Source organism: Photobacterium atrarenae (assembly GCF_024380015.1).
Lineage (GTDB): Bacteria > Pseudomonadota > Gammaproteobacteria > Enterobacterales > Vibrionaceae > Photobacterium > Photobacterium atrarenae.
Genome location: NZ_CP101508.1, coordinates 350,210 through 373,803, shown reverse-complemented (window position 1 = coordinate 373,803; position 23,594 = coordinate 350,210). Strand labels below are relative to the sequence as shown.

At 56.6% G+C, this 23,594-nt stretch carries 20 protein-coding genes and 1 other RNA gene; 4 read left to right on the top strand and 17 right to left on the bottom strand.

All coding sequences use genetic code 11. From position 1 onward, the window contains the following. The first annotated feature begins 1 nt into the window (after position 1). From coaE to yacG, 3 genes are read left to right on the top strand one after another with little or no spacing between them, the layout of a single operon-like run. Positions 2-607: a dephospho-CoA kinase gene (gene coaE / locus NNL38_RS01860; RefSeq protein ID WP_255389336.1), complete on the top strand. Its 606-nt coding sequence runs from the start codon at positions 2-4 to the stop codon at positions 605-607. A 28-nt stretch (positions 608-635) separates the two neighbouring features. Next, entirely contained in the window at positions 636-1,373 is a 738-nt protein-coding gene (gene zapD / locus NNL38_RS01855) for a cell division protein ZapD (RefSeq protein WP_255389335.1), read from the top strand. Positions 1,374-1,380: 7 nt separating this feature from the next. Beyond that, positions 1,381-1,596, top strand: coding sequence for a DNA gyrase inhibitor YacG (yacG, locus tag NNL38_RS01850; RefSeq protein WP_255389334.1), 216 nt, complete (start codon positions 1,381-1,383; stop codon positions 1,594-1,596). Between the two features lie 81 nt (positions 1,597-1,677). Here yacG and mutT read toward each other — a convergent pair whose 3' ends face one another. Next, positions 1,678-2,076: an 8-oxo-dGTP diphosphatase MutT gene (gene mutT, locus NNL38_RS01845; protein ID WP_255389333.1), complete on the bottom strand. Its 399-nt coding sequence runs from the start codon at positions 2,074-2,076 to the stop codon at positions 1,678-1,680. Between the two features lie 258 nt (positions 2,077-2,334). After that, on the bottom strand, positions 2,335-5,061 hold the full coding sequence (gene secA / locus NNL38_RS01840) for a preprotein translocase subunit SecA (RefSeq protein ID WP_255389332.1): 2,727 nt from the start codon (positions 5,059-5,061) through the stop codon (positions 2,335-2,337). Between the two features lie 487 nt (positions 5,062-5,548). Here secA and NNL38_RS01835 point away from each other — a divergent pair, with 487 nt between their 5' ends. Continuing rightward, complete coding sequence (locus NNL38_RS01835; RefSeq protein WP_255389331.1) at positions 5,549-6,010, top strand: DUF721 domain-containing protein; 462 nt, start codon at positions 5,549-5,551, stop codon at positions 6,008-6,010. A gap of 89 nt (positions 6,011-6,099) precedes the next feature. Here NNL38_RS01835 and lpxC read toward each other — a convergent pair whose 3' ends face one another. The 15 genes from lpxC to rnpB all read right to left on the bottom strand — a co-directional run bounded on the left by lpxC (position 6,100) and on the right by rnpB (position 23,542). Beyond that, positions 6,100-7,017 (bottom strand): UDP-3-O-acyl-N-acetylglucosamine deacetylase, encoded by a 918-nt coding sequence (gene lpxC, locus NNL38_RS01830; protein WP_255389330.1) that lies wholly within the window; start codon positions 7,015-7,017, stop codon positions 6,100-6,102. Positions 7,018-7,130: 113 nt separating this feature from the next. Then, complete coding sequence (ftsZ, locus tag NNL38_RS01825; RefSeq protein WP_255389329.1) at positions 7,131-8,330, bottom strand: cell division protein FtsZ; 1,200 nt, start codon at positions 8,328-8,330, stop codon at positions 7,131-7,133. 33 nt (positions 8,331-8,363) lie between these two features. Then, a complete protein-coding gene (gene ftsA, locus NNL38_RS01820; protein ID WP_255389328.1) occupies positions 8,364-9,620 on the bottom strand; it encodes a cell division protein FtsA in 1,257 nt (418 codons plus the stop codon). 66 nt (positions 9,621-9,686) lie between these two features. Further along, positions 9,687-10,442: a cell division protein FtsQ/DivIB gene (locus NNL38_RS01815; RefSeq protein ID WP_255389327.1), complete on the bottom strand. Its 756-nt coding sequence runs from the start codon at positions 10,440-10,442 to the stop codon at positions 9,687-9,689. A gap of 268 nt (positions 10,443-10,710) precedes the next feature. Beyond that, complete coding sequence (gene murC / locus NNL38_RS01810; RefSeq protein ID WP_255389326.1) at positions 10,711-12,171, bottom strand: UDP-N-acetylmuramate--L-alanine ligase; 1,461 nt, start codon at positions 12,169-12,171, stop codon at positions 10,711-10,713. Positions 12,172-12,185: 14 nt separating this feature from the next. Further along, the gene (murG, locus tag NNL38_RS01805; protein WP_255390537.1) at positions 12,186-13,253 is read right to left on the bottom strand and encodes an undecaprenyldiphospho-muramoylpentapeptide beta-N-acetylglucosaminyltransferase; all 1,068 of its coding nucleotides are present in this window, start codon (positions 13,251-13,253) and stop codon (positions 12,186-12,188) included. Next, entirely contained in the window at positions 13,237-14,445 is a 1,209-nt protein-coding gene (ftsW, locus tag NNL38_RS01800) for a cell division protein FtsW (RefSeq protein ID WP_255389325.1), read from the bottom strand. Before ftsW ends, murG begins: the two co-directional genes overlap by 17 nt. After that, positions 14,445-15,782 carry a UDP-N-acetylmuramoyl-L-alanine--D-glutamate ligase gene (murD, locus tag NNL38_RS01795; protein ID WP_255389324.1) on the bottom strand — a complete coding sequence of 446 codons (1,338 nt, stop codon included), beginning with the start codon at positions 15,780-15,782 and terminating at the stop codon, positions 14,445-14,447. Before murD ends, ftsW begins: the two co-directional genes overlap by 1 nt. 1 nt (position 15,783) lies before the next feature. Continuing rightward, entirely contained in the window at positions 15,784-16,866 is a 1,083-nt protein-coding gene (gene mraY, locus NNL38_RS01790; protein ID WP_255389323.1) for a phospho-N-acetylmuramoyl-pentapeptide-transferase, read from the bottom strand. After that, a complete protein-coding gene (gene murF, locus NNL38_RS01785) occupies positions 16,863-18,248 on the bottom strand; it encodes a UDP-N-acetylmuramoyl-tripeptide--D-alanyl-D-alanine ligase (RefSeq protein ID WP_255389322.1) in 1,386 nt (461 codons plus the stop codon). Before murF ends, mraY begins: the two co-directional genes overlap by 4 nt. Beyond that, entirely contained in the window at positions 18,245-19,759 is a 1,515-nt protein-coding gene (gene murE, locus NNL38_RS01780) for a UDP-N-acetylmuramoyl-L-alanyl-D-glutamate--2,6-diaminopimelate ligase (protein ID WP_255389321.1), read from the bottom strand. Before murE ends, murF begins: the two co-directional genes overlap by 4 nt. After that, positions 19,746-21,515: a peptidoglycan glycosyltransferase FtsI gene (gene ftsI / locus NNL38_RS01775; RefSeq protein WP_255389320.1), complete on the bottom strand. Its 1,770-nt coding sequence runs from the start codon at positions 21,513-21,515 to the stop codon at positions 19,746-19,748. Before ftsI ends, murE begins: the two co-directional genes overlap by 14 nt. 8 nt (positions 21,516-21,523) lie before the next feature. Then, complete coding sequence (gene ftsL / locus NNL38_RS01770) at positions 21,524-21,844, bottom strand: cell division protein FtsL (RefSeq protein WP_255389319.1); 321 nt, start codon at positions 21,842-21,844, stop codon at positions 21,524-21,526. Continuing rightward, positions 21,841-22,788 (bottom strand): 16S rRNA (cytosine(1402)-N(4))-methyltransferase RsmH, encoded by a 948-nt coding sequence (gene rsmH, locus NNL38_RS01765; RefSeq protein WP_255389318.1) that lies wholly within the window; start codon positions 22,786-22,788, stop codon positions 21,841-21,843. The genes ftsL and rsmH overlap by 4 nt, the downstream gene beginning before the upstream one ends. 366 nt (positions 22,789-23,154) lie before the next feature. Further along, positions 23,155-23,542: RNase P RNA component class A (gene rnpB / locus NNL38_RS01760), an RNA gene on the bottom strand. Positions 23,543-23,594: the final 52 nt, after the last annotated feature.

The following is a 23,594-nucleotide window of genomic DNA, read 5'->3' as shown; positions in this document are numbered from 1 at the left end:
CATGACCATGGTTGTCGGATTAACCGGCGGGATCGGCAGCGGTAAGTCCACCGTTGCCGATCTGTTTGCCCGCTACCACATTGACATCATCGATGCCGATATCATTGCCCGCGAGGTGGTTGAACCCGGCACGCCGGGATTGCAAGCCATTGTTGATAAACTGGGTTCTGACATCCTACTGACAGACGGCACCCTGGACCGCGCTAAGCTACGACAGGCGATTTTCAATGACAGCACGCTGAAGCACTGGCTCAACAACCTGCTTCACCCGCTGATCCGGGAAAAAATGCAGGCGGAGATCCGCCAGGCCCGGTCACCTTACTGCCTGCTGGTGATCCCGCTGATGGTGGAGAACAACCTCCAGGCCATGGCCCATCGCCTGCTGGTCGTCGACGTCGAGGAAGACGTTCAGATTGCCCGAACCCGGCAACGCGATCAGGTTGATGCAGCGCATGTCCGGAAAATTCTGGCTGCCCAGGCAACGCGCCAGGAGCGCCTGGAGGCGGCTGATGATGTGATCACCAACAACGGCGGCAGCACTGAACTTGAAGCGGCTGTCAGCGCGCTGCATCAGCAGTATCTCCCCCTGAGCCGCCAGTACGCTTAACAACGAATTAATGTCGGATGACGTCTGTATGCTAACGAACCGTTTTGAACATCCGTTAAATGAGAAAGTCCGTATTTATCTGCGTCTTGAGTATCTCATGCGGCAAATGAGCCATGCCAGCCAGCTCAATGATCAGTGGCAGCATCAAATTTTTTTCCGGGCGCTGTTCGATCTGCTTGAGATCCTCGATCAAATCCAGCTCAAAGCCGAGCTGGCCAAGGATCTCGATAAGCTAAGGGCCAAGCTCAAGACCTGGATGGATATTGATGCCGTGGATCAATCGGCGCTGCTGGCCGTGCTGGATCAAATCGACCTGGCCCATCACCAGCTGATCACGGCCAATCGGCTCGGCCAGGAGCTCCGAGAAGATCGCTTTCTCAACAGTATCAAACAACGCTTCTCCATTCCGGGCGGGAGCTGCTGTTTCGATCTGCCGGCGCTGCATCACTGGCTCCACTTACCTTTGGCCCATAAGCAAAATGATATGGCCAACTGGCTCAGGCAGATCCATGAACTGCACGAGGCACTGAATCTCTGGCTGCGTCTGACCCGGGATTTCGGCCAGCACCAACCCCAGGTCGCACGGGGCGGCTTTTTCCAGTATGACGCCGAGGATGCCAGCTTGCTACGGCTGGAAATTTGCCCTAGCTATGGGGTTTACCCTATGATATCGGGCCATCGTGGCCGTTTTGCGATCCGCTTCTTACCATTTGAGGAAGGGGCCAGCATTGCGGACACGATCGAATTCAAGCTAGCTATCTGCTGAGGTATCCGTGACACAAACCAATCCATCTGCTGCCATCACCGTCGTCAAGTGCCCGACCTGCCAGTCATCGGTTGAATGGAGCGACAAAAGCCCGTACCGCCCGTTTTGTTCGAAGCGTTGTCAGCTCATCGATTTAGGCGAGTGGGCAGATGAAGAGAAAGCGATCCCGGGCGCGCCGGATCTCTCCGATGCCGATGGTTGGTCGGAAGATATGGGCTATTAAGAATGACATCACCAGTCCCTGTGGGCGACTGACGCTCACAGGGCTGTTCGAATCAGTTAAAACTCACAATTCCAGCCAGGGCTACATCGCCAGCAGCTTGTTCAGCACGGCGTCGTTGGCTTCCGGAAACGCGTAATCACGCAAGCGCTGCAGCTCAACCCACTCCCCCGGTTGCCCTTCTTTGCCAAACGCCTCGCCTTCAAACGCTTTGACCAGGAAAAAGTCAAACTTCAGCGCTTTTTCCGGATAATCATGTTCCAGCGCCATAAAATGTTCCAGCTCTGTCGCCCGAATCCCGACTTCCTCATCCAGCTCACGGATCACCGCTTGCTCGGCAGTTTCGCCTTGCTCAACCTTGCCGCCGGCAAACTCCCAGAATCCCCCTTTGTGCACTTTCGCCGGACGACGGGTGATAAAAACCTGATCCTGTGCTGTGTTCAGTATGATCCCGGCTGAGATCCAAACTTGCTTCTTATCCAATGTATAACCTGCCTACAGTCTCAATGATACCAATCAAAGTAAGTCAGTGATCAGAAATAGCGCCGGAAAAATGTTTGAGAACAAGGCAGAATTTTTAGATAAGTAGTTATTCTACAATCAAAAATTCTAACGCAGTTATCGAGCATTTGAACAAGCTAGGATGACCAGTTATTTACTGCGATTGGGATTACTTGCGCGAGAAATAAAAGGCCGCACAAGGCGGCCTTCTTAGGATATCAAACCTGTGTGACGGTTGTATTAGTTAATCTTACCATGACACTGTTTGTACTTCTTGCCCGAGCCACACGGACACGGCTCGTTACGGCCAACCTTGCGCTCACCACGGTGGTAAGGTTCGTTCTCCCCACCCTGCTCGCTTTCATCGGCAATCTGGCTTTCTGCGTTCTGATGCTGGTACTGTTGACGACGAGCCAGCGCTTCCGCCTGACGACGACGCTCTTCTTCAATCCGCTCAACTTCTTCCTGCTGCTGCACCCGAACCTTGCTCAGAATCGCAATAACATCGGATTTCAGCGCTTCGAGCATCCCTTCAAACAGTTCAAACGACTCACGCTTATATTCCTGTTTCGGGTTCTTCTGGGCATAGCCGCGCAGGTGGATCCCCTGACGCAGGTGATCCATCGCCGCCAGGTGCTCTTTCCATAGCGTATCTAAGTTCTGCAGCATGACCGTCTTCTCGAAGTTCCGCAGCACCGGCGCACCAACGACTTCTTCTTTCTGACGGTAGATCTCAACCGCTTTCTCGATGATCCGCTCACGCAGCGCTTCTTCGTACAGCTTCTCTTCGTCATCCAGCCACTGCTGGATCGGCAGTTCAAGATCGAAATCTGCTTTCAGGCGCTCTTCCAGCCCCGGAATGTCCCACATCTCTTCCAGGGATTGCGGCGGTATATAACCATCAATCACGCCTTGCAGCACATCTTCGCGGTTCTGCTCAATCATCTCGCTGATGTCTTCGGCATTCATCAGCTCATCACGCAACTCGTAAACGACCTTGCGCTGATCATTAGCCACGTCATCAAACTCAAGCAGCTGCTTACGGATATCGAAGTTACGACCTTCGACTTTGCGCTGAGCATTTTCAATCGCCTTGGTCACCCATGGGTGCTCAATCGCTTCACCCTCTTCCATCCCCAGTTTCTTCATCATGTTCGAGACACGATCCGAGGCAAAGATCCGCATCAGGCCATCTTCCATCGACAGGTAGAAGCGGGAAGAGCCCGGATCCCCCTGACGGCCGGAACGGCCACGCAGCTGGTTATCGATCCGGCGCGATTCATGACGCTCGGTCCCGATAATATGCAAACCACCAGAAGCCAGCACTTGCTCGTGCACTTCTTGCCATTTAGCCTTGATCTGCGTAATCTGGTCTGCATCCGGGTTGTCCAGTTTGGCGACTTCATTCTGCCAGGAGCCACCCAGCACGATATCGGTCCCCCGACCGGCCATGTTGGTCGCAATCGTCACCGCACCCGGCTGACCGGCCTGGGCAACAATATCCGCTTCTTTTTCATGGAACTTGGCGTTCAGCACCTGGTGCTTGATACCGGCTTTTTTCAGAGCATTGGACAGCAGTTCGGATTTTTCAATCGACACGGTCCCCACCAGGACAGGCTGGCCGTTTTTAACCCGGTCCTGAATATCTTCACTGATCGCGGCAAATTTCTCGAGCTCGGTCATATAGACCAGATCACCCATATCATCGCGGATCATCGGCTTATTGGTCGGGATCACCACAGTTTCCAGACCGTAAATCGACTGGAACTCGAACGCTTCGGTATCTGCGGTCCCGGTCATGCCGGACAGTTTTTCATACAGGCGGAAGTAGTTCTGGAAGGTGATCGACGCCAGCGTCTGGTTTTCATTCTGGATCTTCACCCCTTCTTTGGCTTCAACGGCCTGGTGAAGCCCTTCGGACCAGCGACGCCCCGGCATCGTCCGGCCGGTGTGCTCATCCACGATGATCACTTCATCATCTTTGACGATGTAGTCGACATCGCGCTCAAACAGGACATGCGCACGCAGCGCTGCATGCACGTGGTGCAACAAGCTGATGTTGGCCGGTGAGTACAGGGTGTCATCTTCCGCCATCATGCCTTTTTGCTTGAGCAGCTCTTCGACAAACTCCTGACCGTTTTCCGTCAGGTAAGCCTGCTTGGCTTTCTCATCAACCGTGTAATGACCTTCTCCGCGGTACTCATCACTGTCTTCCTTCTCCTGGCGAACCAGTTCCGGGATCAGGGTATTGATCTGGGTATACAGCTCTGAGCTGTCTTCCGCCGGACCGGAAATGATCAGCGGCGTTCGTGCCTCATCGATCAGGATTGAGTCCACTTCATCGACCACGGCAAAAAAACGCTCGCGCTGAACCCGATCTTCCGGACGGAAGGCCATGTTATCGCGCAGGTAATCAAAGCCAAATTCGTTGTTGGTGCCGTACAGGATATCCGCCGCATAGGCTTCTTTCTTCGCCTGGGGTGGCATGTTTGGAACATTCACGCCCACCGTCATGCCGAGGAATTCAAATAGCGGACGGTTGGTTTCGGCGTCCCGGGCAGCCAGGTAATCATTCACCGTCACAATGTGGACGCCTTTGCCGGTCAGGGCATTGAGGTAGGCTGGCAGGGTCGCGGTCAGGGTTTTACCTTCACCGGTGCGCATCTCAGCAATCTGGCAGCTATTGAGCACCATTCCGCCAATCAGCTGGACATCGAAATGACGCATGCCATAGACACGCTTCGAGGCTTCTCGTACGGTCGCAAACGCTTCTGGCAGCAACTGATCCAGGGTTTCGCCCTGCTCAAGACGCTCACGGAACTCCACCGTTTTCGCTTTCAGCTCTTCGTCTTGCAGGCTTTCAAATTGAGGTTCTAGCTTGTTGATTTGGTCAACAATTTTACGCAAACGACGCAAAGTGCGATCGTTACGGCTACCGATAACTTTGGTCAGTAGTTTTGATAACATGGCGTTGCCGTTTTCTCTTTGTTTATTTCAGCTTCAGCGCTGGCTGAATTGCTAAATCTGGGTTTCATAACCGGGAAAATGTTCTGGCCATTTCCATCACAGCGCTCGTGATGTGCTGGCATGAATTGCTCCGGTATTGCCATCCCTGTCCCATCTGAATCCGCCACCCGAAGTGGCGCAGAAGCCGACACGAAAAACATCGGATAAAAATGATATTGTGACGCCCGGACTTTTTTTCAAGGGCGAAACGAAAACAATACCTGGAATTGCCGGGAAACAACCGCAGCCGCGTTCACCAGCGACACGGCTGCCCGATAGAGGCCCACAGGCCTCTGCTACCGTCGCCGGGAAAGATTCACCCGCGTCGTATAGACTTGATATAATATGACATAATACCAAGGCCGCCTATGATAAAAACAGGCGTCTGGCTTTTCATAATCGAAAAATTAGAACTTTACCGCTAATTAGTGATCCGGAGCCGTGTTTCATGCGCGATCATCGCCCTCAATCGACCGCCAGCCTGCTTGACGACACCCAGCTGGGTAATATTCAGCAGCGTGCCGTTGCCCTCGGCAAACTGAACAATGCAGTCAAGCAACACCTGGCCTGCGCCGAACATTGCCGGGTCAGCAACTACCGTCAGGGTACCCTGATCCTCGAGGTTGCATCCGCGGCCTGGTCGATGCGGCTCAACTATGAACGCAACACCCTGATGAGCAAACTGCGTGCCCAGCTGCTGCCGAACCTCGCCAATATCGAAATTAAAGTCAATCCGGCCCTGGCCGCTGTGGCCACCCAGCCGACAGACAAAACCCCGGACATCGTACAAAAACCGATTTCGCCTCAGGCGGCACAATACCTACGCAACACCGCGCAAGGCGCGCCGGATAAAGTCAAAGCCCGGCTGGAGCGGCTCGCAGCGCTCGCTGCCAAACAGAACAAAAACTAACGCAGTCCCATTAAAGCCGCTGGACGCCAGGTACAAAAACGCCGGACCAGGTCCGGCGTTTCTCTATTCAATTCTGGATCCGATTCGGCTTAGGCCAGGACCATCCCAGGCTGGGCGAAGGTGACAGGCACCTCTTGCTCATCGGTGAAGGTGGACCATTCAAAAGCTTCCTGATCTGCCAGCACCGCGCGCAACAGTTTGTTATTCAGGGCATGGCCGGATTTGTAAGCGACCATTTCACCAATGATGTTGTGACCACACATGTACAGATCACCGATGGCATCCAGTACCTTGTGCGTCACCAGCTCGTTGTCAAACCGCAGGCCTTCGTCATTAAGGATGCGGTAATCATCCAGTACAATCGCGTTATCGAAGCTACCGCCCAGACACAGGTTTTGTGACTGCAGGTACTCAATGTCGCGCATGAAACCGAAGGTCCGGGCACGGCTGATGTCTTTGACAAATGACTGGCTGGAAAAATCCAGCACCAAACGCTGTTGCTCTGATTCAATCGCCGGATGGTTAAAATCGATAGCGAAATCAAGGCGGAACCCGTTGAACGGACGAAGCTCAGCCCACTTGTCGCCATCTTCGACGCGAACAGTTTTCTTAAGACGCAGGAAGCGCTTCGGCGCATTCAGGGTCTCAATTCCGGCAGACTGCAACAGGTAAATAAACGGGCTGGCGCTACCATCCATAATCGGAATTTCCGGCGCATCCACTTCGATAATCACGTTATCGATCCCCATGCCTGCTAAAGCTGCGTTCAGGTGCTCAACAGTTGAGATCCGTACCCCTTCCTCATTCACCAGTGCTGTACACAGCATGGTATCGCGCACTGAATCAGCGTTGGCAGGAAAATCTACCGGCGGATTCAAGTCTGTACGGCGATAGATCACACCGGTATTTGCAGCAGCAGGACGAAGAATAAGCGTCACTTTACGTCCAGAGTGAAGTCCCACCCCAGTCGTTTGCACTATGCTTTTCAGTGTACGTTGTCTGATCATCTGCTTTCTCAACTATTGTTTGCCAATACATCGGCCCATTTTTATACCACGGTATAATAAATGGGCAGACATTATACCACTGATTCAGTGGCAACCCAAACCATTTGCCCGGATTAGTCCGCCTGCTTACGCAGGAATGCCGGGATATCCAGATAGTCGTGATCCGCCTGAGGCTTGGACTTCGCCGCAGCAGACGAACCACCCTGCTGAACATTGTTACTCTCAGCAGCCGGCTGTTGTGTCAGCGGAGCCGACTTCGTCTCTTCCACTGCCACGGCTGGGGCCGCTGGTTTTTCCTGTGTCGCCGTCGCCTGAACCGGCTTTGAACTGGTCACCAGGGTAATATCCGGCTTGGTCTCTTTACCAATCCCGGTAGCAACCACTGTCACCCGCAGCTCGTCCGACATTTCCGGATCCAGCGAGGTCCCGATCACCACAGTGGCGTTATCCGAGGCAAACGCTTTCACCGTGTTACCCACAGTTTCAAACTCGTCCAGACGCATATCCAGACCGGCCGTGATGTTCACCAACACACCGCGTGCGCCAGCCAGATCAATATCTTCCAGCAGCGGGCTGGAAATCGCCATTTCAGCCGCTTCTTCCGCACGGTCATCACCGGTCGCAACGCCGCTGCCCATCATGGCGTGACCCATTTCGGACATTACCGTCCGGACATCTGCAAAGTCGACGTTGATCATACCCGGACGGGTGATCAGCTCTGCAATGCCCTGGACGGCATTTTTCAGAACATCGTTCGCTTTCGCAAACGCGTCCAGCAGCGTGATCCCACGACCCAGCACTTTGAGCAGCTTCTCGTTCGGGATGGTGATCAGAGAGTCCACATGCTTCGACAGCTCTTCGATACCCTGCTCGGCAAACGCCATGCGTTTCTTGCCTTCGAAGCTGAATGGCTTGGTCACCACAGCCACCGTCAGGATACCCAGCTCTTTTGCCACTTCCGCAATGATTGGCGCCGCACCGGTCCCGGTGCCGCCGCCCATGCCTGCCGCGATAAAGATCATATCTGAGCCTTGCAGCTCAGCCTTGATGGCTTCGCGATCTTCCAGTGCAGAGTCGCGCCCTACCTGAGGATTCGCACCAGCACCCAAGCCTTTGGTGATATCGCCACCAATCTGGATCACTGTGCTGACACTGCTTTTACGCAGGGCCTGAGCATCAGTGTTCACAGTGATAAACTCAACCCCTTCAATCGACTCACGTACCATGTGATCGACAGCATTACCGCCGCCGCCGCCAACGCCAATGACCTTAATTACCGCTTCATCAGACATTTCCATCATCGGTTCAAACATTTGTTCTCTCCGTTTTTCCTGTTCGCATCAGGTTTAAAATTCTTTTCTTAGCCAACCACTGATTTTCGTGAAGATCCCGGAGACAGAGCGTTTCGGCTCCGGTTCACTCTCGTCAAATGTCTGACTGTCCTTTCCGTAATGCAGTAATCCTACTGCCGTTGCATAGTGCGGGGCCTGGACATAATCTGTCAGACCGCTCAGCTCAAGCGGCTGCCCGATCCGTACCTGATTGCGGAAAACCCGCTCGGCACATTCAATCAACCCTTCCATTTGCGCAGCGCCGCCGGTGAGGACAACCCCTGCCGCCAAATGGTGCTTCACCCCCGCAGTACGCAGTTGTTCCTGTATTTCCAGTAGCTTCTGATTCACCAGCCCCAGTAACTCACTGTAGCGAGGCTCGATCACTTCCGCCAAGGTCTGGCTTTGCAAGCTCCGTGACGGACGACCACCGACACTCGGGACGTCCACTTTGGCGTCTTTGCTGACCAGCTCGCTCAGCGCAAAGCCATATTTGACTTTGATTTCTTCGGCATCGCCCGGAGGCGTGCCGAAGGCATAAGCGATATCGCTGGTCACCACATTCCCGGCATACGGGATCACTTCGGCATGTCGCAGTGCCCCGCCGGTCCATACGGCCAGATCCATGGTGCCGCCGCCGATATCAACCACGCAAACACCCAGTTCACGCTCATCGGCTGTCAGTACGGCATGGCTGGCGGCCAGACCGGAGAATATCAGTTGGTCAACCTTCAGCCCGCATCGTTCAACGGCCTTGACAATATTGCGGGCCATATCATTGTGACAGGTGATCAGGTGAACGCTGGCTTCCATCCGCACCCCTGACAACCCAACCGGATTTTTAATTCCCTCTTGATAATCAATAGCAAATTCCTGGGGAATTACATGCAAAGTTCGATGTTCATCGCTAATTTTTACCGACTTCGCTGTATGGATAACATTATCAACATCATCCTGTGTTACCTCTTTGTCAGAAATCGGCACCATGCCTTTTTCTGTCTGGCAACGTATGTGTTTGCCGGATAAGGACAAAAACACGGAGGAAATCTGGCAGTCAGCCATCAGCTCCGCCTGATCGACGGCGCGCTGTACTGACTTGACCACGGACTCAAGATCATTGACCCCGCCTTTATCCATACCCCGCGACGGGCTGCTGCCGACACCAATGACATTGACCTTGTCATCGGGCAGCACTTCCCCGACCAAAGCACACACTTTGGACGTGCCGATATCCAGGCCTACTATGAGTTTTTTATCTGCCGCCTTCGTCATTAGCGCACACTCTTATCGTTATACTCACCCGCACTCCTCTGTTTGGCGGAGTGTCGTCCGGCTGTCTTATTCTGGAACTTGGTTCCAACCCACAGCAGCCCCAGTATCGTAGCGCAAGTCTACGTACGTTATGGCTTTTCCTTGCTGCTCTAATTCAGGATACAGGCTGATAAAACGCATCAGGCGCTCCATCCTGCCTTCCCGGCCCAGTTCAAGCCGGATTCCATTTGTTAGCCACACCCGCCAGGAGCGACGCTCGTTCAGAGCAAGCTGCGCCATCTCCAGGCCGGCACGCTGTAATTTCGGTTGCATCTCCCGCTGGGCTGCCAGTACCTCAGCACTGCTGCCCTCAGGACCGCTGAGTTCAACCAGCCCTAATTCCCGGACCTGCGCGGCCGCAGCACGAAAAACCTCACCGTTGGTGTTGACCAGATGCTGCCGGTTCCACACTGCAGCCGGCTGATGCTCAACCAAAAAGACTTTGATTGTATCCGGCCACTGTTTCCGAACCGATGCCCGGGCGACCCACGGCAGGGCTTCCAGCGCCAGCTGGATCTCATCCACATCCTGGGTCATGAAACTACCGAGATGCTCCAATGCCAGGATCCCCCGGCGGACATCGTCGGCTTTCAAGTATGTCAGCTCCCCCTGGATCACCAGCTGTGACAACGGCAGGCGGTTCGCATCTGTCATCCAGGTGAGGCCGGCACTCAACAGCCAGGCGATAAAACCAATCACCGCAAGAAAAAAAGTCATCCCTCCCCACGGTATCCGCTTTGCCGATGACGGCAGGGAGAAGCTTGTCACGACTGCATCAGCCATATCTTGTCTTGCCTACTTGCTTTCATTCCGTCTCCTGCACCGCCCCAGCTTGGTTCATTGCGGTGCCAGACGACCCGGCTGACCGGCCAGACGCCGGAGAATGCAAAGTTGATCGATTATACCGACCAACCTGTTGCTCTCCAACTCCTGTCGCGCCTTTCCTGGCAATTCCTGAACGTAAAACCCAATAAAAATTGCGCTTGCCGGTCTGTACTGCTTAAAAACAATGCAATAAATGTACCATTTATCACCGTTTATTCCCGAACATTTAACGGCGGCTCATTGCTGCAATATTCAGCTTCATCTCCGCCAGGTTGCGGGCAACTCTGCCGACATCACCAGCCCCCTGGGTCAGCACCAGATCTCCTTCCTGGAGAATACTGGCCAGTGCAGACGGCAAAGCTTCGCCATTGGGAACAAAAATCGGATCGATCTTGCCGCGTTGGCGGATGGTGCGGCAAAGGGAGCGGCCATCGGCACCGGCAATCGGCGCTTCCCCGGCCGAATAGACATCCAGCATCACCAACACGTCGACCTGCTCCAGCACGTTGGCAAAATCGTCATACAGATCCCGGGTCCGGCTGTAGCGATGTGGCTGGAACACCATCACCAGTCGCTTGTCTTTCCAGCCGGCGCGGGCAGCCTGGATGGTCACCGCCACTTCACTCGGGTGGTGGCCGTAATCATCAACCAACATGACCCTGCCGTTGCCGGAGTCGAACTCGCCCAGGTGATCAAAGCGGCGACCGGTCCCCTGGAACTCGGCCAGTGCCCGGATAATCGCGGCATCCTCAACGCCTTCTTCGGTCGCCACGGCGACCGCAGCCGTTGCATTCAGCGCGTTGTGACGGCCCGGAATATTGAGCTTAACTGCCAGATCCGGCTTGCCCTTGCGCGTGATGGTGAAAAAGCCCTGCTGGCCTTGCTGACGGTAGTTCACCAGGCGGACATCAGCATCTTCGGCAAAGCCGTAAGTGATCACCTGACGGCCGACCCGCGGCAGCAGTTCACGCACCACAGGATCATCGACGCACATCACCGCCAAACCGTAAAACGGCAGGTTGTGGAGAAAATCGATAAAAGTTTGTTTAAGAACTTCGAAGTCGCCGCCATAGGTTTCCATATGATCCGCTTCGATATTGGTGACAACACACACCATCGGCTGCAAGTGCAGGAAGGAAGCATCACTTTCATCGGCTTCGGCAATCAGGTAGCGGCTGCAACCCAGACGGGCGTTGGTTCCGGCACTCTTCACCAGGCCGCCGTTGACAAACGTCGGATCCAGGCCGGCCTCAGAATAAATCTGGGTGGTCAGGGCCGTGGTGGTGGTTTTGCCGTGGGTCCCGGCAATCGCGATTCCGTGGCGATAGCGCATCAGCTCAGCCAGCATCTCAGCACGGCGAACCACCGGGATCCGCTTAGCCCGGGCAGCCTGTAGTTCCGGGTTCTCGGCCACAATTGCAGTCGATGCCACGACCACACTGGCGCCTTCGATATTCTCGGCCGCATGGCCGAAATAGATCGCCGCGCCTTTGGCGCTCAAACGCTCAGTCACCGCGTTCGGTGCCAGGTCCGAGCCGCTGATCCGGTAGCCTTCGTTAATCAGCACTTCGGCAATCCCGCTCATTCCGGCCCCGCCGATCCCGACAAAGTGGATGCGCTCAACCCGACGCATCTCTGGTACCATGGTTCTGATTTTTGCTAATTGCTGGTTATCCAGTTCTTTCATCACTCTGTCTCATGTTATGGGTTTGCCAGCGTTCGGATCACCGCCGCCACGCGGGCATCGGCATCCAGAATCGCTGCATCGCGCGCCGCTTCGGCCATGGCAGCCAGCGCGCGGCGATCAAGTTGGTCAATTTGCTCAGCCAGCCCTGCCGGCGTCAGATCAGCCTGTTCAATCATCCTGGCCGCACCACAGTGCACCAGATGATCGGCATTCAACGCCTGCTGACGATCTTTGTGCATAAAAGGAATGAAGATCGCGCCGACACCAGCCGCAGCAAGCTCAGAAACCGTCAGCGCACCGGAGCGACACACGACCAGATCAGCCCAGGCATAAGCCGACGCCACATCATCGATGAACTCGGTGATCTCATGTGTCACGGCTGTATTGGCGACATAGGCCTGCTCGGTTTCAGCCTGGTTGCCTTTCCCTGCCTGATGGCGGATTGTGACTTTATTGCCCAGCTGGCCGGCAACGGCCGGCAGGGTCTGGTTCAAGATCCGTGCACCCTGACTGCCACCCATCACCAGGATCCGCAGCGGCCCCTGGCGCTCAGCAAAACGCTGTGCCGGCGGTGGCAGCTCGGTGACATCACGGCGAACCGGGTTGCCCACGACCTCTTTGTCGGCAAATGCGCCGGGAAACGCCTGCAGGACCGCCGACGCAATCCGGGACAGCCAGCGGTTAGTCAGGCCAGCAACTGCATTTTGCTCATGCAGCACCACCGGGATCCCGGATAGCCAGGCTGCAACGCCGCCCGGCCCGCTGACATAACCGCCCATCCCCAGCACTACGTCCGGTTGCCAGGCTTTGAGATATCGCCGGGCCTGCGCAATGGCGCCGAAAATTTTAAAAGGCGCGGCCAACAGCCTGGCAATCCCCTGGCCCCGCAAGCCCTTGACCTTGATAAAGTCGATCTCAATCCCGTGCTTGGGCACCAGGTCCGCTTCCATCCGATCGGCTGTCCCCAGCCAGCGGATTTCCCAGCCTTCCTGTTGCAGCTTCCTGGCCACCGCCAGTCCGGGAAACACATGGCCCCCAGTGCCACCGGCCATCACCAGTAAGCGCTTATTCTTGTTCGTCATCGTTTTCATCTGTTTCTTCTGCAGGCCCGTACCGAGCCGCCTGACGCTGCTCATGATCAATTCGGATTAAGATCGCGACCGCCGTCGCCATCATAAATAAACTTGAGCCGCCGTAGCTGATCAGCGGCAATGTCAGCCCCTTGGTCGGAACCAGCCCGGCAGCCGCCCCAACGTTGACCAGGGTCTGGAACGCAAACCAGAAGCCAAAGCCAAATGCCAGAAATCCACCGAACAGCTGTCTTGACTGCAGGCACTTACGCCCGATCAGCAGCGCTTTGAATACCAGAGCAAAAATCAGGAGTAACACCACAGTCACCCCGACCAGCCCCACTTCTTCCGCCAACACCGCAAACACAAAGTCGGTATGAGCTTCCGGCAGGTATTCCAGCTTCTGAATCGAGTTACCCAGCCCCTGGCCCAGCCAGTCGCCGCGGCCAAAAGCCATCAACGACTGGGTGAGCTGGTAGCCGCTGCCAAACGGATCTTCCCACGGATCCATGAAGGAGGTCACCCGGCGCAAACGGTAGGGTTCAAAAATAATCAGCAGGGTGATCCCCAGCACCGCCGCCGCCAGCATCGCCAGAAACTGCCACAGCTTGGCGCCGGCAATAAACAGCATGCCGACCGTGGTGACAAACATCACCACGAACGAGCCGAGATCCGGCTGCATCAGCAGCAACCCGGCCATCACCGCCAGCACCACCAGCGGCTTGATAAAACCATAAAAACTCTCCCGCACCTGGTGATACTGACGCACCAGATAGCCGGAGAGGAAAATAAACAGCGACAATTTGGCCACTTCGGCCGGCTGAAGGTTAAAGATCCCCAGCGGGATCCAGCGCGACGCCCCGTTCACCGAACGCCCCACTACCAGCACGGCAATGAGCAGAAAAATCGACCCCAGCAGCATCGGCACACTGAGCTGACGCCAACGTTCGAGCGGGATCTGGACCACAAACGCCGCAATCACCAGCGCACAGATCAGGAAAAAGCCATGGCGCAGCGCAAAGTAAAACGGCATCCCGGTCAGCCGGGTCGCGACCGGGACCGAGGCGGAAGTCACCATCACCAGACCGGTCACCATCAGGATCAGGGCAATCCAGACCAGCTGACGATCATACAGACACGGCGCTGCCGGGCGAGTCAGCCACTCTCCCAGTCCTCCCAGGCGATCTCGCAGCGCACTCAGCATCACGCTCCCCCGGCCACTTGGTACTGCAGGGTTTGCGCCAGAGCCACGAAAGCATCGCCCCGGGCCATAAAATTCGGGAACTGATCAAAGCTGGCACAGGCCGGCGACAGTAGGATCATGTCACCCGCTTTGGCCGAGGCTGCCGCCTGCGCCATGGCCTCGGCCATCGTTTCAACCCGGATGGCAGAGTCAGCCAAAGGCAGGAACAACTCCCCGTCCCGACCGTAGCAATAGAGCCGGACATCCAGCGGTGCCAAGATCGGTTTGAGCTCAGAGAAATCCGCGCCTTTGCCATCCCCACCCATCAGCAGATGCAAGGTGCCGGACAGCGACAGTCCTTTCAGGGCTGCCAGAGTGCTGGCCAGATTGGTCGCTTTCGAGTCATTGACCCAGCGCACCCCCAGATGTTCCGCCACCAGCTGGCAGCGATGGGCCAGGCCGCGATAACGGCGCAGCGCGCGACAGGCCGCCTCGCGATCAACACCAGCCGCATCGGCCAGCGCCAGCGCGGCCAGGCTGTTGGCGATATTATGCCGGCCGACTAAGGCGATCTCTGCGGCCGGCATTAAAGCTTGCTGCTCCACCGCCAGCCACTCGGCGCCGTCCTGCTCAACCAGGCCGTAAGCCTGAGCGTCAAAACCAAAACTGGTCATCGCGCCGACAAAGGATGGCGGGCAAGTTGCCGGATCATCGCGGTTCCAGATCGCCAGCTTGGCGTGATCGAAAATCCGCATTTTGGCCTGGCTGTAATCGGCCAGGCTGTCATAGCGATCCATATGGTCTTCTGACAAATTGAGGTAGGCCGCGGCCACAAGCGATAATGAGGAGGTGGTTTCCAGCTGGAAGCTCGACAGCTCCAGCACATACAAATCATGGTCCTGCGCCAGCATATCCAGCGCGGCAAATCCGATATTGCCGCCGACACCGACGTTGAGCCCGGCCTCCTTGGCCATTTCGCCGACCAGGCTGGTAACGGTACTCTTGCCGTTCGATCCGGTGATCGCCACCACAGGTTTGGTCACGGCGCGGGCAAACAGTTCAATGTCACCGACAATCTCAATCCCGGCCTGGCGCGCGGCCACCAGCTCCGGCGTCGCCAGTGCCACACCCGGACTGGCAACAATCAAATCGGCATTCAGCAGCCAGTCCATCTGCCAGCCGCCGCTGTGCAGGGCGACCGATGACGGCAGCTGATCCCGCCCGGGCGGTGTCAGGCGGGTGTCCATGACCTTGATCGCCAGCTCGCCCGGCTGACGCAGCAGGTGGTTCACCACCGAGAGGCCGGTCATACCCAGTCCAACTACCACAACCTGTTTGACACCATCCAAGCCATTCATGTTATCGTACCTTCAGTGTTGCCAGCGCGATCAACACCAGCATCAGGGTAATGATCCAAAAGCGCACAATCACCCTCGGCTCCGGCCAGCCCTTAAGCTCATAGTGGTGGTGGATCGGCGCCATCCGGAAAATACGCTGGCCGCGCAGCTTGTACGAACCGACCTGCAGGATCACCGACACGGTTTCCATTACGAACACCCCGCCCATGATCACCAGCAGCAGCTCCTGACGCACCAACACCGCGATGGTGCCGAGCGCACCGCCCAGGGCCAGCGAGCCGACATCGCCCATAAACACCTGTGCCGGATAGGTGTTGAACCACAAAAAGCCCAGACCGGCACCGACAATCGCAGTACAGACCACTACCAGCTCACTGGCATCTTTGAGGTACGGAATATTGAGGTATTCGGCAAAATTGACGTTCCCGGTCGCCCAGGCAATAAATGCCATCCCGGCCGCCACCATTACGGTCGGCATGATCGCCAGGCCATCAAGGCCATCGGTCAGGTTGACCGCATTACTGGTGCCGACAATCACAAAATAGGTCATCACGATGTAGAACAGCCCCAGTTGCGGCATCACATCTTTGAAGAACGGCACCACCAGTTGGGTTGCCGCAGTATCCTGGCCGTGCACATACAGGGCAAACGCGACTCCGAATGCAATCACCGACTGCCAGAAGTATTTCCAGCGGGCAATCAGGCCATCGGTATTTTTGCGCACCACTTTGCGGTAGTCATCGACAAAGCCCACCGCACCATAACCCAACATCACCGTCAACACGGCCCAGACATACGGGTTCGACAAATCTGCCCATAACAGCACGGTAATCGCAATCGCAGCCAGGATCATAATGCCGCCCATGGTTGGCGTACCGCGCTTGCTGAAATGCGACTCCGGCCCGTCATGGCGTACCACCTGGCCAATCTGCAGCATTTGCAGGCGAGTAATCAGGCGCGGCCCCATCCACAGCGAGAGCAACAGTGCCGTCAGCACACTGATAATGGCACGAAACGTCAGGTACTCAAACAGACGAAAAAACGGGAATGTGGACTCAAGTAAGTCGGCTAACCAATAAATCATTCTTTATGTTCCTGCAGTGCGACAATGATGTCTTCCATCCGGGTGCTCCGGGCACCCTTTGCCAGCACTGTAACCTCTTCATTTTGTGAATTATGTTGAAATTGATGAAGCTGTGATTTCAGCTGCGCAATCAGCGCCGCTTTATCCGCAAAATGGTGGCCATGATTGAGCTCACTCACCACCGCACTGGCCTGGCCGAAGGTAAAGACCTTGTCCAGCGCCTTGGCGCGCGCATACTCCGCCACTTCCCGGTGCAGCGCAAGGCTCTCTTCGCCCAGCTCAGCCATATCACCCAACGCTAACCAGCGCTGGCCGTCAAATGTTGCCAGCAGATCAATCGCCGCTTTCACCGAAGCGACACTGGCGTTGTAAGTATCATCAATCAGCCGCAGTCCTGGCGCCGGCTGGCTGATTTCCACCCGCCCCTTAACCCGCTCAACCCCAGCCAGACCAACCCGAACCTGATCCAGGCTGGCACCGACGGCCATACTCAAAGCAGCCGCAGCCAGGGCATTGGCCACGTTATGCGCCCCCGGCAGGGTCAGCGTCACGGGCACATTGCCATCGGGGGTGCGCATTGTAAAACAAGCGCAGCCAAGATGGTTAATAAATATGTCATCGGCGCTAAAATCGACGTCCTGCCGGGCCGCAGAGAATGTGACCACCCGCTTGGAGTCAAGCAGCGGCTGCCACAACTCCCGGGCGTTGGAGTCGGCATTGATAATCGCTACGCCGTTGTCATCCAGGCCTTCAAAAATCTCCCCTTTGGCCTTGGCTACGCCATCGAGCGAGCCGAATCCTTCCAGGTGGGCTGCCGCCAGGTTATTGATCAGCGCCACCTGCGGCTTCACCAAGGCGGTGGTATAAGAGATTTCCTGCTGGTGATTGGCTCCCAGCTCGACCACCGCAAACTCATGGCTGGGCTCGAGGCGCAGCAGGGTCAGCGGTGCCCCGAGATCATTATTCAGGTTGCCGGCGGTCGCCAGCACCTTGCCTTTCTGCGCCAGAATGGCCGCAGTCATCTCTTTAACCGTGGTTTTCCCGCAGCTGCCAGTCAGCGCCAGGGTCTGCAACCCGTGCTGAGCGGCCATTTCTGCTTTGACCCACGCACCGAGCTGCCCTAACGCCAGGCGGGTATCTTTAACCACCAGCTGCGGGATTTTGAGCGGTAAGTGCTTGCTTACCAACAGCGCGGTTGCCCCGTTCTCCCGGGCATTGGCGCAAAAATCATGGCCGTCAAAACGCTCGCCTTTCAGGGCTATAAATAACGTTTGAGGCTGCATATTGCGGGTGTCGGTCGAGATCTGCGCAATAGACGTGTCCTGGCCAATCAGCTCGGCATCCAGAACCTGTGCCAGTTGTGATAGCTGAACCTTGATCATGCCTTGTTCTCCAATAGTGCTGCAACCGTTTCCCGATCCGAGTAATGAATCGTGCAATCCGCCAGCACCTGATAATCTTCATGTCCTTTACCGGCCACCAGCACGATATCGTCGGCGCCGGCCTGGGTAAATGCCCACTCACAGGCGCGGGCGCGATCGTGCTCGATTTTCGCTTGTGCCGGTTGTGTCAGCCCGACGAGCATATCGGTTACAATCGCCGCCGGCGATTCACTGCGCGGGTTGTCGTCGGTCAGAATAATGCGGTCCGCCAGCCGCTCAGCGACTGCGGCCATCAACGGCCGTTTGCCGGTATCACGATCGCCGCCGCAGCCGAAAATACACCAGAGTTTACCCCGGCAATGCACCCGTAGCGCCTGCAGCGCTTTTTCCAGCGCATCCGGCGTGTGAGCATAATCAACAACCATCATAGGTTTGTCAGGGGTTTGAAAAACTTCCATCCGGCCAATCACCGCCTGCAGTTGCGGTGCCGTTGCCATCAGCTGTACCAGCGGATGGCCGGTCGCCAGTAACGTCGCCAACGCCAGCATCAGGTTAGTGACGTTAAATGAGCCCACCAACGGCGCGGTAAATTCACCCGCCCCCCAGGAAGAATCAAACGCCACGGTCACCCCCTGGGTGGTATAGCTGACCTGCTCCAGCCACAAGGCCGGCCCCGGGTGCGCTGCGAGCAACGACCGCTGACTGGCAACAGCGACCGCCTGCGGCAGCTCGCCCAGCCACTCAAGTCCGACGGCATCATCGGCATTGATCACCGCGACACCGGCCTGGTGCTCGGTAAACAGGGTTTTCTTCGCTTGCGCATAAGCTGCCATATCGCCGTGATAGTCAAGGTGATCGCGACTGAGGTTGGTGAAAATGCTGGCACTAAATTTCAGTGCCTTCACCCGCCCCTGCACCAAGCCGTGGGAAGACACCTCCATCGCGGCAAAATCCGCCCCCTGGGCAACCAAATCGGCCAGCTCCTGCTGAATTTCAATTGCGCTGCCGGTGGTATTGACTGTCGGCTTCAGCTGCTGCAGCAGGCCATTGCCCGTGGTGCCCATCACCCCGGCACAATAGCCGAGCTGCGCTGCCCATTGAGCCAGCAGCTGGGAAATGGTGGTCTTGCCATTGGTGCCGGTCACCGCCACCAGCTTCAGTGCCTGGTCCGGCGCGCCGTAGAAGCGTCCGGCAATGGCCGAAAGCTGCTGGCCCAGCGCGGGCAGAAACAGCACCGGGATCCCCTGCTGCATCTCGATACGAGGTTGCGAGCCAGCCGTTTCTTCCGCCAGGATCGCGCTCGCACCGGCTTCCATCGCGGCCGGGATAAACCGGCGGCCATCAACGGCATGCCCCTTTACCGCCACGAACAGATCGCCCGCTTGGACACGACGACTGTCTAAAGTCATTCCCGACAGCGCAACTTGCCCAGCCTCGGTAGGCCAGTGCGCCGGGTCGAGCCAGGGAGACAAGAGTTCGCCGAGTTGACGATTTGATTTAAGTACCGGCATGGGTTTGGCCTCTGTTATGTACGACTTTGAGTTGTTCACCGGTTCCGGCATCAGGCGGAACATTCAAGATCTGAAGCGCACTTTCCATCACTTCAGAAAAAATCGGTGCAGCCACCAGGCCACCGTAATACTTATCGCCCTGCGGTTCATTGATCACCACCACCATCGCCAGGCGCGGATTACTGATCGGTGCAACCCCGGCCGTCATCGCAATATATTCATCGCTATAACCGCCGGCCATGGCTTTTTTCGCGGTGCCGGTTTTGGCCCCAACCCGGTAGCCCGGTACCGCCGCGCGAAACGCACTCCCGCCTTTCTGGGTGACGGTTTCCAACATATTCAGAAGTTTGCGGGTATTTTCGACCGACGTGACCTGCCGTCCGGGCACCACTTGTTCAGTTTTGAGGATCGAGAGCGGACGGTTGACGCCCATCGCACCGAGGGTGGCGTAAGCACGCACGAGCTGAATCGGTGTCACCGAGATCCCGTAGCCAAACGACAGGGTCGCGCGCTCAAAGTCCGACCAGCGCCGGCGATCGGGAAAGAATCCCTGGGCTTCACCGATCAGGTTGATCCCGGAGGCATCGCCGAGCCCGACGCTGCTGTACATCCCGAGTACGGCATCGACCGGCATCGCCAGGGACAATTTACTCACCCCGATATTACTGGATTTCTTGAGGATTTTAGTCAAGTCAGCCTTGCCGACCCGGGAGACATCGCGCACCCGGCTGCCACCGACCTGCATCAGGCCGTTGCCGGTGTCAATCATGGTGTCTTCATCGGCCACCCCATTTTCCATCGCCGCCAGCACCACGAATGGCTTGATGGTGGAGCCCGGCTCCATCGCATCAGTGATCGCCCGGTTTCGCATCCGGAAACTCTGCAGCTGCTCGCGGTTATTCGGGTTATAGGACGGCGCATTGACCATGGCGAGGATTTCACCGGTGCGGACATCCGCCATCACCACCGAGGCCGAGGTCGCGCGGTAATCCGCTACCGCCTGTTTCACGGCCCGGTAAGCCACCGCCTGCAGGCGCTGATCAATACTCAGGCTCAGCGGCTTGCCCGGCTCACGCTGTTTGAGGGAAATATTTTCCACCACCCGGCCGTAACGGTCCTTGCGCACCGTACGTCGCCCCGGCTCGCCGGTCAGCCAGCCATCATAGGTTCGCTCGACCCCTTCCAAGCCGCGGCTATCAATCCCCGTCACACCGAGTAAGTGTGCACTGACTTCTCCAGCCGGATAAAAACGGCGCGACTCATCTTTGAGGCCGACCCCTGGCAGTTTCAGCTTGTTGACATAGGCGGCCATCGCCGGGCTGACCTGACGCTGGAGGTAGATAAAGCGGCGCTTCTGATTGCTTTCCAGCCGTGTCAGCAACCCCTCACGGTCCAGTCCCAGTACATCGGCCAGGGCATACCAGCGATCCGGGTTCTGAATACCGCCACTTTTGTAGATTTGCACCGGGTCGGCCCAGACCGCCTGGACCGGCACACTGACTGCCAGCTGCTCACCATTGCGATCAGAGATGATCCCGCGCGCAGACGGCATCGCCTTGACCCGCAGCGAGCGCATATCGCCTTCCTGGATCAGCTTCCCCGGCTCCAGCACCTGGATATAAGCAGCGCGGCCAATCAGGGCCAGTAACGCCAGCACAACACATCCGCATATAACACCAAAGCGCCACGGGATAAACACCGGTGGCGCTTTCTGGCGACGCTGATTTTCAGACTGCTGACGCTTTAATTTATTCATCAAACTCATTACTGTACGACGACTTCGCTATCCCGTGACGGGCGCTTCATCTCCAGCTCTTGTTCAGCCAGTTGTTCAATTCGGCTGTGCTCAGCCAGGGCATTTTCCTCAAGAATTTGGTTACGCCACTCAATGTCGAGCTGATCCCGCTCGATCAGCAACTGCTCCTGCTGGGCAATCTGCTGACGCGAGTGATGGGTGATCAGCACCACTCCGAGTGCTGAAACCAGCACCAGAACCAGCAGCACCAGCGGCACCCGACCGACGGTGACCAGGTCCCGGGCGATCAGGCGTGCCAGGTTTTCTGACGGCTCTGGTGCAGCACTCATAACCGTTCAGCCAGCCGCAGGACGGAGCTGCGCGAACGCGCATTGCCGTCAATTTCGTTTTTCGACGGCTTGATCGCCTTGCCGACCGTTTTCAGGGCTGCCGATCCCAACGCTTTGATCTGATCTTCCGTCAGCGGCAGGCCGGCAGGCACTTCCGGCCCTTTGCTCTGCTTGCGGATAAAACGCTTCACCAGCCGATCTTCCAGCGAGTGGAAGCTGATCACCGACAGCCGGCCGCCCGGTGCCAGCACATCGACAGCCCCGTTCAGCGCAGTCTCGATTTCTTCCAGCTCGCTGTTGATATAGATCCGGATCGCCTGGAAACTGCGGGTCGCCGGGTGCTTGTGTTTATCACGAAACGGCGACACTTCGGCGATCAGGCTGGCCAGTTGCAAGGTGCGGGTCAGCGGCTCCTTGTCCGGATTCTCGCGGTGCGCCACAATGCCGCGGGCAATCCGCTTGGCAAAGCGCTCTTCACCGAACTCTTTGAGTACCCAGGCAATATCATCGGCATCAGCCTGGGCCAGCCAGTCTGCTGCCGAGATGCCGGAGGTCGGATCCATTCGCATATCCAGCGGCCCGTCACGCATAAAGCTGAATCCGCGCTCGGCGTCATCCAGCTGCGGCGACGACACGCCAAGGTCGAGTAGCACCCCGTCAATTTTGCCGCTCAGTCCGCGCTCCTCCATATATTCAGCCAAACCGGAAAACGGCCCGTGAATAATGGTAAAGCGTGGATCATTGATTTTTTGCGCTTCAGCAATGGCCTGCGGATCGCGGTCGATACTATACAGGCGACCATTTTCTCCCAATTGAGAAAGGATCAGCCGGCTGTGCCCACCTCGGCCAAATGTACCGTCGATATAGATACCATCGGGTTTGATGGCCAGGCCGTCGACAGATTCCTGGAGCAATACGGAAACGTGCTCAAATTGTTCAGACATATTATTCATTCAGCGATAGTGAAAGCTCGCCGGCACCGCCGCAGTCTTCTGGGCAGGACCGGCCTGAAAGCGTATAAGTTGGGAAAACTGTTTGTCAGCTCACGGTTTCAACAAAAAACCGGTGATTTTCGCGGAAAGATCAGCTTTTCCCGCACATTCCCATCGCAAAGTGTACGTATGACACAAAAAAATTGTCAAGCGAGGGGCGGGCTTTCTGACAAACAAATGATATTACCGGGGACGGGTTTTGCATTGATTCCAAACAGATATTCTGCCGAAGCAGTCCATTTCCGTCACAAAGCCCTAAAACGATAAAAGGTGATGTTCGCCTCAAATTGAAGCAATACATCACCTTTTATAGAGAATGAGGGGAGTTGGCCGATAAGCCGGGTTCTGTCCCGCTTGCGCGGTGGTAACCATTCCTCTAGGCCTGCAATCGCTCACAGGCTCAAGCAACCTACCCGTCCCCAACGCGGGCCACGCCATTAGGGACCTATTTGGTCTTGCTCCGGGTGGAGTTTACCGTGCCACGAACTATTGCTAGCCGCGCGGTGCGCTCTTACCGCACCCTTTCACCCTTACCTGTGCACCACTTGAAAAGCGGGCCATCGGCGGTTTACTCTCTGCTGCACTGGTCGTAGGCTTGCGCCCCCCAGACGTTATCTGGCACCCTGCCCTGTGGAGCCCGGACTTTCCTCCCCTTCGTCAGTCTCCCAAAGGACATCAACGAAGCAGCGGTTACCTGGCCAACTCAGGGGGCGGATTGTAGCGAAGTTCGATCCCGGTTGCCAGCGAAATGTCGCCGC

Coding starts and splice junctions, on each gene's coding strand:
- coaE (WP_255389336.1), top strand. CDS start 2: ATGACCATGGTTGTCGGATTAACCGGCGGGATCGGCAGCGGTAAGTCC.
- zapD (WP_255389335.1), top strand. CDS start 636: ATGCTAACGAACCGTTTTGAACATCCGTTAAATGAGAAAGTCCGTATT.
- secA (WP_255389332.1), bottom strand. CDS start 5,061: ATGTTATCAAAACTACTGACCAAAGTTATCGGTAGCCGTAACGATCGC.
- NNL38_RS01835 (WP_255389331.1), top strand. CDS start 5,549: ATGCGCGATCATCGCCCTCAATCGACCGCCAGCCTGCTTGACGACACC.
- lpxC (WP_255389330.1), bottom strand. CDS start 7,017: ATGATCAGACAACGTACACTGAAAAGCATAGTGCAAACGACTGGGGTG.
- ftsZ (WP_255389329.1), bottom strand. CDS start 8,330: ATGTTTGAACCGATGATGGAAATGTCTGATGAAGCGGTAATTAAGGTC.
- ftsA (WP_255389328.1), bottom strand. CDS start 9,620: ATGACGAAGGCGGCAGATAAAAAACTCATAGTAGGCCTGGATATCGGC.
- NNL38_RS01815 (WP_255389327.1), bottom strand. CDS start 10,442: ATGGCTGATGCAGTCGTGACAAGCTTCTCCCTGCCGTCATCGGCAAAG.
- murC (WP_255389326.1), bottom strand. CDS start 12,171: ATGAAAGAACTGGATAACCAGCAATTAGCAAAAATCAGAACCATGGTA.
- murG (WP_255390537.1), bottom strand. CDS start 13,253: ATGACGAACAAGAATAAGCGCTTACTGGTGATGGCCGGTGGCACTGGG.
- ftsW (WP_255389325.1), bottom strand. CDS start 14,445: ATGCTGAGTGCGCTGCGAGATCGCCTGGGAGGACTGGGAGAGTGGCTG.
- murD (WP_255389324.1), bottom strand. CDS start 15,782: ATGAATGGCTTGGATGGTGTCAAACAGGTTGTGGTAGTTGGACTGGGT.
- mraY (WP_255389323.1), bottom strand. CDS start 16,866: ATGATTTATTGGTTAGCCGACTTACTTGAGTCCACATTCCCGTTTTTT.
- murF (WP_255389322.1), bottom strand. CDS start 18,248: ATGATCAAGGTTCAGCTATCACAACTGGCACAGGTTCTGGATGCCGAG.
- murE (WP_255389321.1), bottom strand. CDS start 19,759: ATGCCGGTACTTAAATCAAATCGTCAACTCGGCGAACTCTTGTCTCCC.
- ftsI (WP_255389320.1), bottom strand. CDS start 21,515: ATGAATAAATTAAAGCGTCAGCAGTCTGAAAATCAGCGTCGCCAGAAA.
- ftsL (WP_255389319.1), bottom strand. CDS start 21,844: ATGAGTGCTGCACCAGAGCCGTCAGAAAACCTGGCACGCCTGATCGCC.
- rsmH (WP_255389318.1), bottom strand. CDS start 22,788: ATGTCTGAACAATTTGAGCACGTTTCCGTATTGCTCCAGGAATCTGTC.